15 protein-coding genes are annotated in these 16,706 nt (G+C 60.1%); 10 read left to right on the top strand and 5 right to left on the bottom strand.

Features of this window, described 5'->3' with window-relative positions; genetic code table 11:
• Window positions 1-16: 16 nt before the first annotated feature.
• From HU773_RS21940 to HU773_RS21930, 3 genes are all read right to left on the bottom strand, one after another.
• Window positions 17-1,732 carry a proline--tRNA ligase gene (locus HU773_RS21940; protein WP_057439372.1) on the bottom strand — a complete coding sequence of 572 codons (1,716 nt, stop codon included), beginning with the start codon at window positions 1,730-1,732 and terminating at the stop codon, window positions 17-19.
• Between the two features lie 129 nt (window positions 1,733-1,861).
• Complete coding sequence (locus HU773_RS21935; protein ID WP_057958638.1) at window positions 1,862-3,394, bottom strand: AmpG family muropeptide MFS transporter; 1,533 nt, start codon at window positions 3,392-3,394, stop codon at window positions 1,862-1,864.
• A 43-nt stretch (window positions 3,395-3,437) separates the two neighbouring features.
• Window positions 3,438-3,752, bottom strand: a complete 315-nt coding sequence (locus tag HU773_RS21930; protein WP_178111897.1) for an MGMT family protein — start codon at window positions 3,750-3,752, stop codon at window positions 3,438-3,440.
• Window positions 3,753-3,957: 205 nt separating this feature from the next.
• On the opposite strand from HU773_RS21930, the gene HU773_RS21925 reads away from it, so the two are divergent.
• On the top strand, window positions 3,958-4,965 hold the full coding sequence (locus HU773_RS21925; RefSeq protein ID WP_057958640.1) for a DUF481 domain-containing protein: 1,008 nt from the start codon (window positions 3,958-3,960) through the stop codon (window positions 4,963-4,965).
• Between the two features lie 126 nt (window positions 4,966-5,091).
• Here HU773_RS21925 and HU773_RS21920 read toward each other — a convergent pair whose 3' ends face one another.
• Window positions 5,092-5,850, bottom strand: a complete 759-nt coding sequence (locus HU773_RS21920) for an SDR family oxidoreductase (protein ID WP_057958641.1) — start codon at window positions 5,848-5,850, stop codon at window positions 5,092-5,094.
• Window positions 5,851-5,925: 75 nt separating this feature from the next.
• On the opposite strand from HU773_RS21920, the gene HU773_RS21915 reads away from it, so the two are divergent.
• From HU773_RS21915 to HU773_RS27515, 9 genes are all read left to right on the top strand, one after another.
• On the top strand, window positions 5,926-6,657 hold the full coding sequence (locus HU773_RS21915) for a HugZ family pyridoxamine 5'-phosphate oxidase (protein ID WP_057958642.1): 732 nt from the start codon (window positions 5,926-5,928) through the stop codon (window positions 6,655-6,657).
• A 66-nt stretch (window positions 6,658-6,723) separates the two neighbouring features.
• Complete coding sequence (locus tag HU773_RS21910; RefSeq protein ID WP_057439377.1) at window positions 6,724-7,200, top strand: FxsA family protein; 477 nt, start codon at window positions 6,724-6,726, stop codon at window positions 7,198-7,200.
• Window positions 7,201-7,429: 229 nt separating this feature from the next.
• Window positions 7,430-7,726, top strand: a complete 297-nt coding sequence (locus HU773_RS21905) for a co-chaperone GroES (RefSeq protein WP_017846112.1) — start codon at window positions 7,430-7,432, stop codon at window positions 7,724-7,726.
• Between the two features lie 49 nt (window positions 7,727-7,775).
• Complete coding sequence (gene groL / locus HU773_RS21900; protein WP_057439378.1) at window positions 7,776-9,422, top strand: chaperonin GroEL; 1,647 nt, start codon at window positions 7,776-7,778, stop codon at window positions 9,420-9,422.
• Window positions 9,423-9,589: 167 nt separating this feature from the next.
• Window positions 9,590-10,273 (top strand): two-component system response regulator ColR, encoded by a 684-nt coding sequence (gene colR / locus HU773_RS21895; protein ID WP_029295378.1) that lies wholly within the window; start codon window positions 9,590-9,592, stop codon window positions 10,271-10,273.
• Window positions 10,263-11,543 carry a sensor histidine kinase gene (locus HU773_RS21890; RefSeq protein ID WP_057439379.1) on the top strand — a complete coding sequence of 427 codons (1,281 nt, stop codon included), beginning with the start codon at window positions 10,263-10,265 and terminating at the stop codon, window positions 11,541-11,543. The genes colR and HU773_RS21890 overlap by 11 nt, the downstream gene beginning before the upstream one ends.
• Before the next feature lie 189 nt (window positions 11,544-11,732).
• Complete coding sequence (locus HU773_RS21885) at window positions 11,733-12,413, top strand: class I SAM-dependent methyltransferase (protein ID WP_186625490.1); 681 nt, start codon at window positions 11,733-11,735, stop codon at window positions 12,411-12,413.
• Window positions 12,414-12,417: 4 nt separating this feature from the next.
• A complete protein-coding gene (locus HU773_RS21880; RefSeq protein ID WP_120734046.1) occupies window positions 12,418-13,134 on the top strand; it encodes a lipopolysaccharide kinase InaA family protein in 717 nt (238 codons plus the stop codon).
• Window positions 13,134-13,361: a hypothetical protein gene (locus tag HU773_RS27515; RefSeq protein WP_057444708.1), complete on the top strand. Its 228-nt coding sequence runs from the start codon at window positions 13,134-13,136 to the stop codon at window positions 13,359-13,361. The genes HU773_RS21880 and HU773_RS27515 overlap by 1 nt, the downstream gene beginning before the upstream one ends.
• A gap of 304 nt (window positions 13,362-13,665) precedes the next feature.
• On the opposite strand, the gene HU773_RS21875 is transcribed toward HU773_RS27515, so the two are convergent.
• Window positions 13,666-16,704: a multidrug efflux RND transporter permease subunit gene (locus HU773_RS21875; RefSeq protein ID WP_057958646.1), complete on the bottom strand. Its 3,039-nt coding sequence runs from the start codon at window positions 16,702-16,704 to the stop codon at window positions 13,666-13,668.
• Window positions 16,705-16,706: the final 2 nt, after the last annotated feature.

Here is a 16,706-nt window from a genome sequence, read left to right as displayed (position 1 = left end):
TCTCTTGATCTGGTTTTCAGCGACGAATACGCGCCTGAAGGAAGGGCAGCACGTCAGCCACCGGCAACGGTTGGGCTTCGGCTTCGGTCCGGCTCTTGTATTCCAGATTGCCATCGGCCAGGCCGCGGTCACTGACCACGATCCGGTGAGGGATGCCAATCAGTTCCATGTCGGCAAACTTGATGCCCGGGCTGGTTTTCTTGTCGCGATCATCCAGCAGCACTTCGAAACCGGCGGCCGTCAGTTCGGCATACAGTTTGTCGGTGGCTTCGCGAACCTGCTCGGTTTCGTAGCGCAGCGGTACCAGGGCGATCTGGAACGGCGCCAGGGTGTCGCTCCAGATAATGCCTTTGTCGTCGTGGTTCTGCTCGATGGCAGCGGCCACCACGCGGGAAACGCCAATGCCATAGCAGCCCATTTCCAGGGTCACCGGCTTGCCGTTTTCGCCCAGCACTTCGCACTTCATCGCCTTGCTGTACTTGTTGCCCAGCTGGAAGATGTGCCCCACTTCGATGCCGCGCTTGATTTCCAGGGTGCCCTTGCCGTCCGGGCTTGGATCACCGGCCACCACGTTGCGCAGGTCGGCCACGGTTGGAACCGGCAGGTCACGCTCCCAGTTGACGCCGAAGTAGTGCTTGTCGTCGATGTTGGCACCGATACCGAAGTCGCTCATCAGCTCGACCGAGCGGTCGATGATGATCGGCAATGGCAGGTTCAGCGGGCCCAGGGAGCCGGCGCCGGCGCCAATGGCGTCACGCAGTTCGGCGTCCGAGGCCATGACCAGCGGGCTGGCGACGCCAGGTTGCTGGGCAGCCTTGATTTCGTTGAGTTCGTGGTCGCCACGGATCACCAGGGCGATCAACTTGCCTTCTTCCTCGGCATGCACGATCAGGGTCTTGATGGTCTTTTCAATCGGTAGATTGAATTTTTCGACCAAGGCCGCGATGGTCTTGGTGTCTGGGGTATCGACCAGGCGCAGTTCTTCAGCCGGCGCAGGACGGGAAGTTTCCCGTGGCACCGCTTCGGCTTTCTCGATGTTGGCCGCGTAGTCGGAGCCGTCGCTGAAGACGATATCGTCTTCGCCGGACTCTGCCAGCACGTGGAACTCATGGGAACCCGCGCCGCCGATGGAACCGTTGTCCGCTTCGACCGGGCGGAATTTCAGGCCCAGGCGGGTGAACACGTTGCAATAGGCCTGGTGCATGCGGTCATAGGTGACCTGCAGCGAAGGCTGATCGGCGTGGAACGAATAGGCGTCCTTCATGATGAACTCGCGGCCACGCATCAAGCCGAAGCGTGGGCGGATTTCGTCACGGAACTTGGTCTGGATCTGATACAGGTTGAGGGGCAGCTGTTTGTAGCTGCTCAACTCGTTGCGCATCAGGTCGGTGATCACTTCTTCATGGGTCGGGCCTGCGCAGAAGTCGCGACCATGACGATCCTTGAAGCGCAGCAACTCAGGGCCGTACTCTTCCCAGCGCCCGGATTCCTGCCACAGTTCAGCCGGCTGAGTGCTCGGCATCAATACTTCCAGAGAGCCGGCGGCGTTCATTTCTTCGCGAACGATCGCTTCGACCTTGCGCATCACCTTCAAGCCCATGGGCAGCCAGGTGTACAGGCCAGAGGCCAGTTTGCGGATCATACCGGCGCGCAGCATCAGCTGGTGGCTGATCACGACCGCGTCGGAAGGCGTTTCTTTCTGTGTGGCGAGCAAATATTGACTGGTGCGCATGGTAGGCCGTTGTCGGTTGCTTGGACTTGAAGTGACCTGGGATTGTACGGGCGGTCGCCGCCAGAGTACAGGCATCAGGTGGTGACTGGATTTCTGTGGGGTGCTGGCTTTAGCCAACCCCCACAGGTATCAGCCTTCTTCGGGCGGGTTCAAACGGATCCGCCGGCTTTCCTGGTACCAGTGCAAGGCAATCAGCAGCAGTGTCGGCACACCGAGCATCGCGGTGATCAGGAAGAAGTTGTGATAGCCGAACTTTTCCACCATGACCCCCGAGTAACCACCGATCAGTCGTGGCAACAGCAACATGATCGAGCTGAGCAGGGCGTATTGGGTGGCGGAGAACTTCAGGTTGGTCAGGCTCGACAGGTAGGCGACGAACGCCGAGGTCGCCAGGCCCGAGCTGAAGTTGTCCAGGGAAATGGTGAAGATCAGCATCTGCAGGTCGGCGCCCATGTCGGCGAGCATCAGGAACAGCAAGTTGGTGCCGGCCGAGGTGATACCACCGATAAACAGGATCGGCAGGATGCCGAATCGCACGATCAACAGGCCACCCATGCCGGCGCCGACCAGGGTCATGATCAGGCCGAAGATCTTGCTGACACTGGCGATCTGGTCCTTGGTGAACCCCTGGTCGATATAGAACACGTTGGCCATCACGCCCATCACCGTGTCCGACATGCGGTAGGTGGCGATCAGCCCCAGCAGCAACAGGGCCTGCCAGCGGTAGCGCAGGATAAAGTCGTTGACCGGCGTCAGCACCGGCGCCAGGCCTCGACGGCCCATGGCCGAGAGGCACAGGGCGGTGAGGGTGATATAGAGGATGGCGCGCAGGAAGGCGCGGTCTTCCAGCAGCAGGTCGAGCAGGCTTACGCCTTCGAACAGTACGCTGGCGAAATCGGTGTTGTACAACTGGGTGAACATCGCCGGGACCGACACCAGCAGGACGATCAGCACAAACACCGACATCAGTTGGTGGGCAAACGTGTAGCGCCCGGCCTGCAACTGGGTGCGCAGGGGCACGTCGGGTTCACGCATGAAAAAGCTGGTGAGCAGGGCAGGGATCATCAACACGCCGAACAGCACGTAGGTGCCGGTCCACGCCGAATGCTTATAGTTGAAGCCGGTGGAACCAAAGCCTTCGGCAAAGAACAGCGCGCCCGCCGTGGCCAGCAGGGCGGCGATGCGGTAGCCGGACATATAGCTGGCGGCCAGCGCGGCCTGGCGGCTGTCATCGGCGATTTCCAGGCGATAGGCGTCAACTGCGATGTCTTGGGTTGCGGAGGCGAATGCGACGATAACGGCAATGGCGATCAGCCAGGACAGGTGTTTCTGCGGGTCGCAGAAGCCCATGCCGATCAAGCCGAGAATTACCAGGGATTGGGACAGCACCAACCAGGAACGACGACGGCCCAACTTGCCCAATAGCGGCAGGCGCCATTGGTCCAGCAGGGGTGACCAGACCCACTTGAACGCATATGCCAGGCCGATCAGGCTCGCATAGCCAATGGTCTCGCGTGCCACACCGGCTTCGCGCAACCAGACTGAGAGCGTCGAGAACACCAACATGTAAGGCAGACCGGCGGCAAAGCCGAGCAATAACAGCACTAACGTCGAGGGGCTGGCATAGGCAGCGAGCGCGGCGCGCCAGGTTTTACGGGGCATGGGCTGGAGTCTGCCTCAGATTTACGGAAACAAAGCGCGCACTCTAACCGCTGTGCTCTACCGGGCGCCAGCCATGGCGCTGAATATCAACGCGATTGTTCAGGATACTGACACCTTCGCTGCGCAAACGCGCACGTTGTTCATCACCTGAAGCGCTGCCCGCCGGCAGACTTATCCGACCGCCGGCGGCGACCACCCGGTGCCAGGGCAATTTCGAACCCTCTGGGAGCTGGCTCAGGGTGCGGCCCACGAAGCGTGCGGCACGCCCCAGTCCAGCCAGGTGCGCCAGTTCGCCATAACTCACCACGCAGCCTTCGGGCACTTGGGCCAAGGTCAGGTACAGCGCAGTACGGCGCATTTCGGACGGGGTTTGCGGCGTTTCGGCGGGCTCGTTCACAGTTCTGGCTGGCTCGGTTGAAATCAGTCGTTTCTATGTAAGAAACGTCTGTAAAGATGGCGTTGAGAATTGAACTCAATAGAAAACCTTGAGTCAGTCCTTGCTAAGACGTCAGCTACGCCGATAATGCCCCTTTTTTCGCCAAACTTGAGCCCCGTAACCGCTTATGTTGTCCAGAACCCTGCTGTGCCTCGCTGTTTTTACTGCCTCTACCCCTGTGCTGGCCGATACCATCTGGTTGAAAAACGGTGATCGCCTGACCGGCAAGATCAAGGTTTTCGACGGCGGCAAGCTGTTGATCCAGACTGAATACGCCGGGGCGATCCCGGTGGACTGGAAACAGGTGAAAACCCTGGAAAGCGACCAGGAGCTGCTGGTCAAGCAAGACGCCTACACCGGCGAGAAGGCCAAGTCCCTGCACCCGGCCGAGGACGGCAAGGTGATCCTGGCCAACGGCGAGTCTCCCAAGACGGTGGAGTTGGCCAGCATCCAGCAGATCATCAAGCCAAAACCGGTGATCGAGGATCTGGTGTGGAAGGGTAATGTCGACGTGGCGCTGGACTACAAGCGTGCGGAAAAAGACACCGACGACTACGACATCGACTTCAAGACCACCGCCCGTCACGGCAAGTGGCGGCATATTGCCGAGGGCGAATACAACCGCGAATTCCAGAACGATGTGGTCACCACCGACAACTGGAGCGCCGAGTACGCGCTGGACCGCTTTATTACCGACCAGTGGTTCTGGCAGGGGCGCCTGACGTACAAGCACGACAGGGTTGAAGACCTGCGTCGCCAGCGCACGGTCGGTACCGGTCCGGGTTATCAGTTCTGGGACGATGAGCTGGGAGCGTTCTCCCTGGGCTCGCTGCTCAACCGCACTGACTATGAATACCAGGACGGCGGCAAGGACAACTTCTATTCCCTGGCCATGAAGTGGGACTACAACCGCTACCTGATCGGCAAGACCGTGGAGTTCTTCACCAACGGCGAAGTGGGCAAACCCCTGGCCGGTCCGGCCGACTACGCCCTCGATGCCGAAATGGGCCTGCGCTACAAAGTCACCGAATGGGCCTCGCTCAATCTCAAGGCCGAGCGCGACATCATCAGTGGCGGCTCGGACAGCGACCTGAGCAAGACCCGTTACACCGCAGGGTTTGGCGTGACCTGGTAACTGGAATGTAGGCGCTGGCTTGCCTGCGATAGCGCCACCGCGGTTTCTCAGTATTACCGAGGCGATGCTATCGCAGGCAAGCCAGCTCCCCCACAAGCCGCCCTACATGGGATTTCGCGGTGTCAGTTACAACCGCAGCCCACCATCCAACTCCAGGATGCGCCCGGTGTAATAGTCGTTCTCGAAGATGTACGCCGCCGAATGGGCGATTTCTTCCGGGCGGCCCATGCGCTTGAGCGGGATCCCCGAAGTCATCTTTTCCAGCGCTTCAGGCTTCATGCCCAGTGTCATCTCGGTCTCGATAAAGCCCGGCGCAATACCCGCCACGCGAATGCCATAGCGCGCCAGTTCCTTGGCCCAGGTCACCGTCGCCGCGGCCACGCCGGCCTTGGCCGCCGAATAGTTGGTCTGGCCCACGTTACCCGCGCGGGAGATCGACGAGATGTTGATAATGGCGCCCTGGTTGTTCAGCTCCACCATTTTTGCTGCCACTTCGCGGGTGCAGAGGAACACGCCGGTCAGGTTGACGTCGATCACCGCCTGCCACTGGGCCAGGCTCATCTTGGTCATCTCGCCGTCCTTGACCTTGAGCAGCAGGCCATCACGCAGGATCCCGGCGTTGTTGATCAAACCGTGGATCGCGCCGAAATCCTCGGCGATCTGCGCTACGGTATGAGTCACCTGGTCTTCATCTGCCACATTGCACAGATAGCTGCGCGCGGTGACACCATGGGACTGGCAGGCAGCCACGGCCGCATCGAGCTTTTCCTGATTGAGGTCCACCAGTGCCAGATGGGCACCTTTGCTTGCAAAATACTCGGCCATGGAGCGGCCCAGGCCCTGGCAACCGCCGGTGATAATGATTACTTTGTCGTTGAGATGCATTCGCATGTCCTATGAGCAGATTTGAGCGGTTGCCCCAGTCCGTTTTCTGACGGAATTTATCGAAGGAGTCATAAATTGAGCGTCCACGTTGCCAAGAATGCACGAGAACTACTGCTCAAGGAATACCGTGGGGCGCTGGCCACCCACTCCAAGGCCATGCCCGGCTTCCCCTTTGGTTCGGTGGTGCCTTATTGCCTGGATGCCGAAGGCCGGCCGCTGATCCTGATCAGCCGTATTGCCCAGCACACCCACAACCTGCAAAAAGACCCCAAGTGCTCGCTGTTGGTGGGCGAGCGCGAGGCTGATGATGTGCAAGCTGTCGGGCGCCTGACCTATCTCGCCGAAGCCGAAAAGCTCGAGGACGAGGCGGCCATTGCCGCCGCCGCCGAACGCTACTACCGGTATTTCCCGGACTCGGCCAACTACCACAAGGCCCATGACTTCGATTTCTGGGTGCTCAAGCCGGTGCGGCATCGCTACATCGGCGGTTTTGGGGCGATCCACTGGGTCGATCAGTTGACCCTGGCCAACCCGTTCGCCGGCAAGGCCGAGTTGAGCATGATCGAGCACATGAACAGCGATCACACCAAGGCCATCGCCCACTATGTCGAACTGGCCGGCCTGCCGACGTCCGAGCCGGCGCAACTGGCCGGTATCGACAGCGAAGGCATGCACCTGCGCATCGGTCAGGGCCTGCACTGGTTGCCCTTTGCGGATACTTGCAACACGCCGACACAAGTGCGCGAGGCCTTGGTTTTCCTGGCTCACGCCGAGGCTTGGCCGAAAAAAGCCACCTCGCAAGCTTGAATTCACGAAAGGGCGACGTCATCTAGGGTCTAGTAGCAAGGCATTCTTGCGTTGAGGAACCATTTGATGCGCCCTTTTTTATTGCTCTTTCTGCTGTTTCCGGTGCTGGAGCTGTTCGTATTCGTCAAGGTCAGCGGTGCTATAGGGTTTTTCCCGGCGCTGCTGCTGATTATTCTCGGCTCGATGCTCGGCGTGTTCGTGCTGCGTATCGCCGGCCTGGCCACAGCACTGCGTGCCCGTGAAAGCCTGAATCGCGGCGAGTTGCCGGCCCAGACCATGCTTGAAGGCTTGATGATGGCTTTGGCCGGTGGCCTGTTGATCGTGCCGGGTTTTGTCAGCGATGTGCTGGGTTTGATCCTGCTGCTGCCATTCACCCGGCGCTTGCTGGCAGGCAAGCTGCGCCAGCGTGCCGAAGAAGCGGCGATCCGCCAGCGTGCGTTTGCCGATGACCTGCAGCCTCGTGGTGGCCCGGCACCTCGCCAGCCGTTGGGGCGTGAAGGTGATGTGATCGAAGGTGAGTTCGAGCACCGCGACTCCAAGTAACGCCATCCCTGGCAGGGCACCTTCGGGTGCCCTGCTGACACAAAAATTTTCATCTGCGGCCCTTGTAATAAGCATATACGCCCTTATGTAACGGTCACCGCAAGGTTTCTGGTGGCGACACCAGACAGACTTCCGCGTTTCGCTTGGCGAACCGCGACCGGCACCGCCGGAATACCACCCGCCGGTACTGATACCGGCCGATGAAACTTACAATTAGGAGAGATCGACAATGAGCAAGCTTCGTCCTCTGCACGACCGCGTCGTTATCCGTCGCAGCGAAGAAGAAAAGAAAACCGCTGGCGGTATCGTTCTGCCAGGTTCGGCTGCTGAAAAAGCCAACCACGGTGTGATCGTCGCTGCAGGCCCAGGCAAGACTCTGGAAAACGGTGAAGTGCGTGCGCTGGCCGTTAAAGTCGGTGACAAGGTTGTATTCGGTCCTTACTCCGGCAGCAACACTGTGAAAGTCGACGGCGAAGACCTGCTGGTTATGGCTGAGAACGAGATTCTCGCTGTACTGGAAGGCTGATTCCCCGCTCATTTTCCCGTTACTACAAAGTATTTAAGGAATATCGATCATGGCTGCTAAAGAAGTTAAATTCGGCGATTCCGCCCGTAAGAAAATGCTCACCGGTGTCAACATCCTGGCTGACGCAGTAAAAGCGACCCTGGGCCCGAAAGGCCGTAACGTGATCATCGAGAAGAGCTTCGGCGCTCCGACCATCACCAAGGACGGCGTTTCGGTCGCCAAAGAAATCGAACTGGAAGACCGTTTCGAAAACATGGGCGCGCAGCTGGTCAAAGACGTTGCCTCCCGTGCCAATGATGACGCCGGCGACGGCACCACCACCGCCACCGTTCTGGCTCAGGCCATCGTCAACGAAGGCTACAAAGCCGTCGCTGCCGGCATGAACCCGATGGACCTCAAGCGCGGCATCGACAAGGCGACCATCGCCATCGTTGCTGAGCTGAAAAACCTGTCCAAGCCATGCGCTGACACCAAGGCTATCGCTCAGGTAGGTACCATCTCCGCCAACTCCGACAGCTCCATCGGCGACATCATTGCCGAAGCCATGGAAAAAGTCGGTAAAGAAGGCGTGATCACCGTTGAAGAAGGCACTGGCCTGGAAAACGAACTGTCGGTTGTAGAAGGCATGCAGTTCGACCGTGGCTACCTGTCCCCGTACTTCGTCAACAAGCCAGAGACCATGGTTGCCGAGCTGGACAGCCCGCTGATCCTGCTGGTCGACAAAAAGATCTCGAACATCCGCGAAATGCTGCCAGTACTGGAAGCCGTTGCCAAAGCCGGCCGTCCACTGCTGATCGTTTCCGAAGACGTTGAAGGCGAAGCCTTGGCGACTCTGGTTGTGAACAACATGCGCGGTATCGTTAAAGTCGCAGCCGTCAAGGCTCCAGGCTTCGGCGATCGTCGCAAGGCCATGCTGCAGGACATCGCCGTCCTGACCGGCGGTACCGTAATCTCCGAAGAGATCGGCCTGAGCCTGGAAAGCGCCACCCTGGAAAACCTGGGTAGCGCCAAGCGCGTGACCATCTCCAAAGAAAACACCATCATCGTTGACGGTGCTGGCGTTGAGCAGGACATCCAGGCGCGCATCACCCAGATCCGTGCCCAGGTTGCCGAGACTTCCTCGGACTACGACCGTGAAAAACTGCAAGAGCGCCTGGCCAAGCTGTCTGGCGGCGTTGCAGTGATCAAGGTTGGCGCTGGTTCCGAAGTTGAAATGAAAGAGAAGAAAGCCCGCGTTGAAGACGCCCTGCACGCAACCCGTGCGGCCGTTGAAGAAGGCGTGGTACCTGGCGGTGGCGTTGCGCTGATCCGTGCTCTGGAAGCCCTGACCAACCTGACCGGCGACAACGCTGACCAGAACGTCGGTATCGCTGTGCTGCGTCGTGCTGTTGAAGCACCGCTGCGCCAGATCGCTGCCAACTCCGGCGACGAGCCAAGCGTTGTAGTCAACGAAGTCAAGAACGGCAAAGGTAACTACGGTTACAACGCTGCGACTGGCGTCTACGGCGACATGATCGAAATGGGCATCCTGGACCCTACCAAGGTGACTCGTTCCGCGCTGCAGGCTGCAGCCTCCATCGGTGGCCTGATCCTGACCACCGAAGCTGCAATCGCTGACAAGCCGAAAGCAGAAGGCTCGGCTGGCGGCGGTATGCCAGACATGGGCGGCATGGGTGGCATGGGCGGCATGATGTAAGCCAGCCTTACCCCCGATGCATAAAAGCCCCGCCTGAGTGATCAGGCGGGGCTTTTTTATCGATTGAAAACAGTAATCGGTTGACCGTTCAGGCCTAGCGGTAAGCCATACTTGGCCTTAAGCTGCGCGAGCCAACACGGCCGTTACCGCGTACGGAGACACTGCCCATGCGAATTTTATTGGTTGAAGACAACCGCGATATTCTGGCCAACCTGGCGGATTACCTCGGACTCAAGGGCTATACCGTGGACTGTGCGCAGGACGGTTTGTCTGGCCTGCACCTGGCGGCCACCGAGCATTACGACCTGATCGTGCTCGATATCATGCTGCCTGGGATTGATGGCTACACCCTGTGCAAACGCCTGCGTGAAGACGCGCGCCGCGACACACCGGTGATCATGCTCACCGCCCGCGACCAATTGGACGACCGCCTGCAAGGCTTCAAGTCGGGGGCCGATGACTATCTGCTCAAGCCGTTTGCCCTGTCGGAACTGGCCGCACGTATCGAAGCCGTGCTGCGTCGCGCCCAGGGTGGCGGCCGGCGGGAGCTGCAAGTCGGCGATCTGTCCTACGACCTCGACACCCTGGAAGTGACCCGCGAAGGGCGCCTGCTCAAGCTCAACCCTGTCGGCCTGAAACTGCTCGCGGTGTTGATGCAGAAAAGCCCGCATGTCCTGCGCCGCGAAGTGCTTGAAGAGGCCCTGTGGGGCGATGACTGCCCGGACAGCGACAGCCTGCGCAGCCATGTCCACCAACTGCGCCAAGTGATCGACAAGCCATTTGCCAAACCCTTGCTGCAAACCGTGCATGGCGTGGGTTATCGCTTGGCCGAGGGGCGTGATGGAGTTTAAGCAAAGCCTTGCCCAGCGGATCATCATCGCCTTTGCGCTGATGAGCGCGCTGGTGGCGGGGGCCTTCGCCATGGGCATCGTCGCCACGGTGCACCTGGTGGAAGAAAAACTGATTTCGGCGGGGCTGGGCGGCGACCTGCAGCGTCTGCTGTTGATGGACAGTGTCGAAGACTGGCGCCACCGTCCCGAGCCGGACCAGCTGTTCTATTTCAGCGGCGGACGCGGGGATTTCCAACTGCCCAAGGACTTGCGGCATCTGGACGCCGGCTTTCACGAAGTATTTCGCGATGCGCTTTCCTACCATGCCATGGTCGAGATCGTCGACGGCCGTCGATATGTCCTGCTGCAAGACCAGAGCGATTTCGAAGAGCGCGAGCGCGTGTTGTTTGCAGTGGTGCTGGTAGGGTTTGTACTCAGCCTGGCACTGGCGGTATTCCTCGGCTGGGTCCTTGCCCGTAAGGTGATGGCACCGGTGGTGCGCCTGGCGCGCCAGGTGCGGCATCGTGACCAATTACTGGGGCTGGCGCCGCCGCTGGCGCCGGACTATGCGGCCGACGAAGTGGGCGAACTGGCAGTGGCCTTCGACGCCACCCTTGGCCGTCTGCGCCAGGCCCTGACCCGTGAGCGCCTGTTCACCAGCGATGTCAGCCATGAACTGCGCACGCCCTTGATGGTGCTGGCCAGTTCCTGCGAACTGCTGCTGGAAAACCCGGCGATTGATTCACGGGGGCGTAAACAGGTCGAGCGTATCGCCCGGGCCTGCGAGGAAATGCGCGAGCTGGTGCAGACCTTCCTGATGCTGGCCCGTGCCCAGCATGACGACACCACGATGTCGCCCCAGGTCAGCCTCTCCGAGGTTGCGGAGGGCTTGCTGGGGATCTGGCGCGAACCTATCGAGCGCAAGGGCATCGAGTTGTTCTACCTGCCGGGCAACCCACTCGACACCCGCTACAACGCCACCTTCCTGCATGCGGTCATGGGCAACCTGCTGCGCAACGCCCTGCACTACACCGAACACGGGTTTATCCGCCTGACCCTGGAGCCTACCGGCTTTGTAGTGGAAGACAGCGGGGTGGGGATTCCCGAAGACAAGCGCGAGGCTATGTTCGAGCCGTTTGTACGCGGTAACGAAAAACGCGGTGACGGCCTGGGCCTGGGTTTGTCACTGGTCCAGCGCATCTGCGAGAGCCAGGGCTGGGTGGTCAGCCTCAGTACCATGGAGCCCAGTGGTTGTCGCTTCCATGTTGAATTGAATCAGGTCAAATCCTGAGCCCTTTCCTGCCCCTTCCCCAGGGGCAGATTCCCGCCTGTTCGGCGAGGATGGCTTCATGCCATGCTTTTTCCCTGTAAAACCTTGTAATTCTTTAGGGTTAGACGGGACGTTTTTTTCACAAAGGGTTGACCTGCGGATGACGTGCGACTGCTTAAGGTTGCAGGCATCAGTCTAGGAGATCTGTGGATGGCTACCCCTATCAAACTTGAATTTTCCGCCAAGTACGACGACCGGCACGCTCAACAATATCTGCTTAAACATCAGGGCAAGTTGGCGCGGCGGCTGTCGCACAAACGGGATGAGCAATTGGCCCGCGGTGCGCTGGCGATGGCCGGTGAGCCTGGCCTGGTGTTGGATCTGCCGTGCGGTGTCGGGCGTTTCTGGCCACTGCTGGCCGAAAAGCCCAACCGGGTGATTATCGGCGCGGACAATTCCGAGGCCATGTTAAGCATCGCCACTGCGTCGCAACCGGCGGATGTGCTCAAGCGGGTACGGCCCTTGCAGACATCAGCGTTTGATATCGACCTGCCAGACAACGCAGTGGACAGCATTTTCTGCATGCGTCTGCTGCACCACATCGGCGACCCGGCGCATCGACTGGCTTTATTGAAGGAATTTCAAAGGGTTACCCGCGATAGTGTGATCATTTCGTTGTGGGTGGATGGCAACTTCAAGGCCTGGAAACGCAAGCGCCTGGAATTGCAGCGCCGCAACAAAAGTGAGCAGGAGAGTTACCGAAATCGTTTTGTGTTACCGGCTGCTACTGTTGAGGCTGAGTTTGAGCAAGCTGGTTTTCGTGTCCAGGAGTATTTGGACTTCATACCGCTGTACGCCATGTGGCGGGTGTATGTATTGCGCAAGAGGTAGCAGGATGGCAGTTGAGTACGTAGCAGGCAGTCACGTAGCTCCCGAAGAGCGCTTCGATTACTTCTGGCGGCAGCAGGGCGAGTGGGTCGAGGAGCCCAATCGGCGTCGAGGGGGCGAAAGCGGCGTACAGCGGGTAATCGGCACCAATGGGCGCTTGCTCTACAGCAAGCGCCAGACAGGTCACACCTATCGCAGTTGGCTGCATCCTTTTGGGCGGCCCACGGTGTTGCGCGAGCGCGATGCGCTCAGGGGCCTGCGCTTGCTCGATGTGGGGGTTCCGGAACTGGTGTTCTGTGGCGCCCGTCGTGATCCGGACCAACAGTGGAAGGCTTTGCTGGTGACGGCGGCTTTGGATGGCTTTGTGGATATCGACAGCTGGTACGCCGCCGATGGCCGTGCGCAATGTGGGGAACTGGTGCATGAGCGCCTGCTAGCTGAGTTGGCGCAAACCCTGGCGCGCATGCACAAGGGGCGCTGGCAGCATGGCTGCCTGTACAGCAAGCATATTTTTGTGCGGGTCAGCGGGGCGGCAGAGGGCGCGACGGTCGAAGTGGCGCTGCTGGATCTCGAGAAGAGTCGCCAACGCTTGACCGCCCGCCGGGCCGCTGACCATGACATGCAGCAGTTGCGGCGCCATTCGTCGTGGAATGCCGCCGACTGGCAAAAACTCAGCTACTTTTACGAAGCGGCGTTTGGCAGCGCTATCAAGGGTTTAACCTAATGAAGCTAGAAATAGCACGAGGTTTGTTTCTGTTGGGGGCCTTGGGCATCGCCTCCCTGGCCCTGGCTGCCTGGGAGCAGCCCCGCACAGAAGTCCTCAGCGCGGCGCACAACGGCGGGCAATGCCCGGTGCCGCGGATCGCCAAGACCACGGGGGGCACGCAGCCTGATCATCAGCTTTTGCTGTTTATGTTTGGGATGTCCCAAGGGATGAGGCCTGCGAGTTGAAGAGATTGACGCCCCTGTAAAAGGCCCCGCAGTGCGGGGCCTTTTGTTTTTTTACGTGTTGCGGCGTTCTTGGTCTGGGATGGCGGCTATACGCTCAGCCCTGGCGGGGCGCCTCAGATCAAGATCAAAAGCAGAGCCACAGTAGAACCCGAGCGCGAAGCCGCGTTCCCCGGTGGGTGTGGGAGCTGGCTTGCCAGCGATGGCGCCGGCACTGCTAGCCTTATGTTGTCTGACACACCGCTATCGCAGCCTCGCAGGGCGAGACAGCTCCCACAGGGGGGCGCAGAAACGGATAGGTACTCAATCAATCCGCCGCCGCCAAGGCCTCACGCTTGGCCAACAACGTATAAACACACGGCAACACAAACAGCGTAAACAACGTACCCACAGACATCCCCGTAGCAATCACCATCCCGATATCAAACCGACTGACCGCCCCGGCCCCTGTGGCAAAGATCAACGGCACCATGCCAAACACCATCGCTGCCGTGGTCATCAACACCGGGCGCAGGCGAATTGCCGCCGCTTCTTCCACCGCTTCACGGGGCGTCAGGCCCTTGTCCTTGCGCAGCTGGTTGGCAAACTCGACGATCAGGATCCCGTGCTTGCTGATCAGCCCGATCAACGTCACCAACCCCACCTGGGTGTAGATGTTCATGCTCGACCAACCCAGGAACAAGGGGATCAACGCGCCGCAGATCGACAGCGGCACCGTCACCAGGATCACCAGCGGGTCACGGAAGCTCTCGAACTGTGCCGCCAGCACCAGGAAGATGATGGCCAACGCCAGGCCAAAGGTGACCCACAGCGCGCTGCCTTCCTGGATGAACTGGCGTGAGGCGCCGCTGTAGTCGAAGGCGTAGCCGGCCGGGGTTTCTTCGATGGCGATCTGGCGCACGGTGTCGATGGCCTCGCCCATGCTGACAATCGGGAAGCCCGAGATCAGCGCCGAGTTGAGTTGCTGGAACTGGTTCAGTTGGCGCGGGCGCGCGCGGTCACTGATGCTGATCAGGGTCGACAGCGGCAACAGCTCGCCCTGGGTGTTTTTCACGTAGTAACTGTTCAGCCACTCGGGGTTGTCCCGGTAGGCCCGCTCGACCTGGGCGATGACCTTGTAGCTGCGCCCATCAATGGTGAACCGGTTGATTTCCGCCTCCGCCAGCAAGGTCGCCAGGGTGCTGCCCAGATCCTGCATCGACACCCCCATCTGCGCCGCCTTGGCGCGGTCGATGTCCACCACCACCTCGGGTTTGTCGAATGCCAGGTCGATATCGACAAAGGCGAACTTGCCCGACTCCATGGCCCGTTTCTTCACGCGGTCGGCCACTTGCAGCAACGACTCATAGTCATTGGGTGTGTTGATCACAAAACCGAAGGGCAGGCCTTCGCCGGTACCGGGCAGTGATGGCAGGTTGAAGCCGAATACCTGCAAGCCGGGGATCTGCTCCAGGCGTTTCTGTACCTCAGGCAGGATCTGCATCTGCGTGCGGTCGCGCTCGTTCCACGGTTTGAGCAGGAAGCCGCCGATACCCGATTGCACCCCGTTGAACCCATTGATCTGGAACGAGGAGTAATACTCCGGGAAGTCCTTGAAGATCGTGATGAACTCGTCGGTGTAGGTGTTCAGGTAGTCCAGGTTGGTCGGCTGCGGTGCGCTGGCCATCATAAAGATGATGCCCTGGTCTTCATCCGGGGCCAGTTGCGACTGGGTGAATTTGAGGAAAACCGGGATCAGGCACAGCACGATCAGGGCAAATACGATCACCACCGGCCGGGTGTTCAATGTGCCGTGCAGCATTGTCTGGTAGCGGCGCTTGAGGCCTTCGAAGATGCGGTCCAGGCGATGGGCCAGGCCCGTGGGGTTTTCGTCGTGGCGCAACAGCAGGGCGCACATCATCGGTGACAGGGTCAGGGCGACGATGCCGGAAATCACCACCGCACCGGCCAGGGTCAGGGCGAACTCCTTGAACAACGCCCCGGTCAGCCCCTCGAGGAAACCGATGGGCGCATACACCGCCGCCAGGGTGATGGTCATCGACACCACCGGCACGGCAATCTCCCGCGCGCCTTCCAGCGCAGCGTCCAGTGGCGTCTTGCCTTCTTCAATATGGCGGTGGATGTTCTCCACCACCACAATGGCATCATCCACCACCAGGCCGATGGCCAGCACCATCGCCAGCAGTGTCAGCAGGTTGATGGAGTAGCCCATCAGTTGCATGAAAAACAGCACGCCAATCATCGACAGCGGGATGGTCACCACCGGGATCACCACCGAGCGCAGCGCCCCGAGAAACAGGAACACCACGACGATCACGATCAGCACCGCTTCAAACAGGGTCTTGACCACTTCGTTGATGGACGCCTGGATAAACAGCGTGGCGTCGTAGGCGATTTCTGCCTTGAGATTGGGCGGCAACTGGGATTCCAGCTCCGGCATCAGCTTGCGTACTTCTTTGATCACATCCAGCGGGTTGGCACTGGGCGTGGCCTTGATGCCGATGTACACCGAAGGCGTACCACCAAAGGAACTGATGGCGTTGTAGTTTTCCGCGCCCATTTCCACCCGGGCCACGTCGCCCAGCAGCACCCGGCTGTCGCCATCGGTCTTCACGGTGATGGCGGCGAAGGCCTCGGCGGTCTTCAAATCGGTGTTGGCGTTGATGCTGGTGACCACGTACTCGCCCTTCACTTCGCCGGCGGCGGAGAGGAAGTTGTAGTGGCGCACGGCATCGGTGACGTCACTGGCGCTCAGGCCAAAGCCCGCGAGCTTGACCGGGTCCAGCCACAGGCGCATGGCAAATACCTGGTTGCCGAGGATCTCGGCTTCGGCCATGCCGGGCAGGGTCGCCAGCTTGGGCTGGATCACCCGCGACAGGTAGTCGGTGATCTGCGGGTTGCTCAGTTGCTGGCTGGAGAAGCTGATGTACATCAGCGCCGAGGCATCTGCGGCCTCCTTGCTCAACACCGGGTCTTCGGCGTCCTGGGGCAGTTTGTTCTTGACCTCGTTGGCCTTGGCCAGCAGCTCGGTGAACAGCCGGTCGCTGTTGGCGCCGATCCGCGCATAGATGGAAATCACCGAGAAGTTCTGGCGACTGACCGAGGTCATGTAGTCGATGCCTTCGGCACTTGCCAGGCTTTGCTGCAACGGCTGGGTGATATAGCCCTGGATCGTCTCGGCATTGGCCCCGGGGTACGCGGTAGTCACCGTGATCAGGGCATTTTCCATGGATGGGTATTGGCGCAGTGGCAGTTTGCTGTAGGCCTGGAAACCCAGGAGCACGATCAGCAGGCTGACCACCATGGCCAGCACCGGGCGGCGGATAAACGTGTCGGTAAACGCCATGG

Origin of the sequence: Pseudomonas shahriarae (genome assembly GCF_014268455.2) — a bacterium.
Taxonomy (GTDB): Bacteria; Pseudomonadota; Gammaproteobacteria; order Pseudomonadales; family Pseudomonadaceae; genus Aquipseudomonas; species Aquipseudomonas shahriarae.
This window is presented reverse-complemented; position numbering and strand designations above follow the sequence as displayed.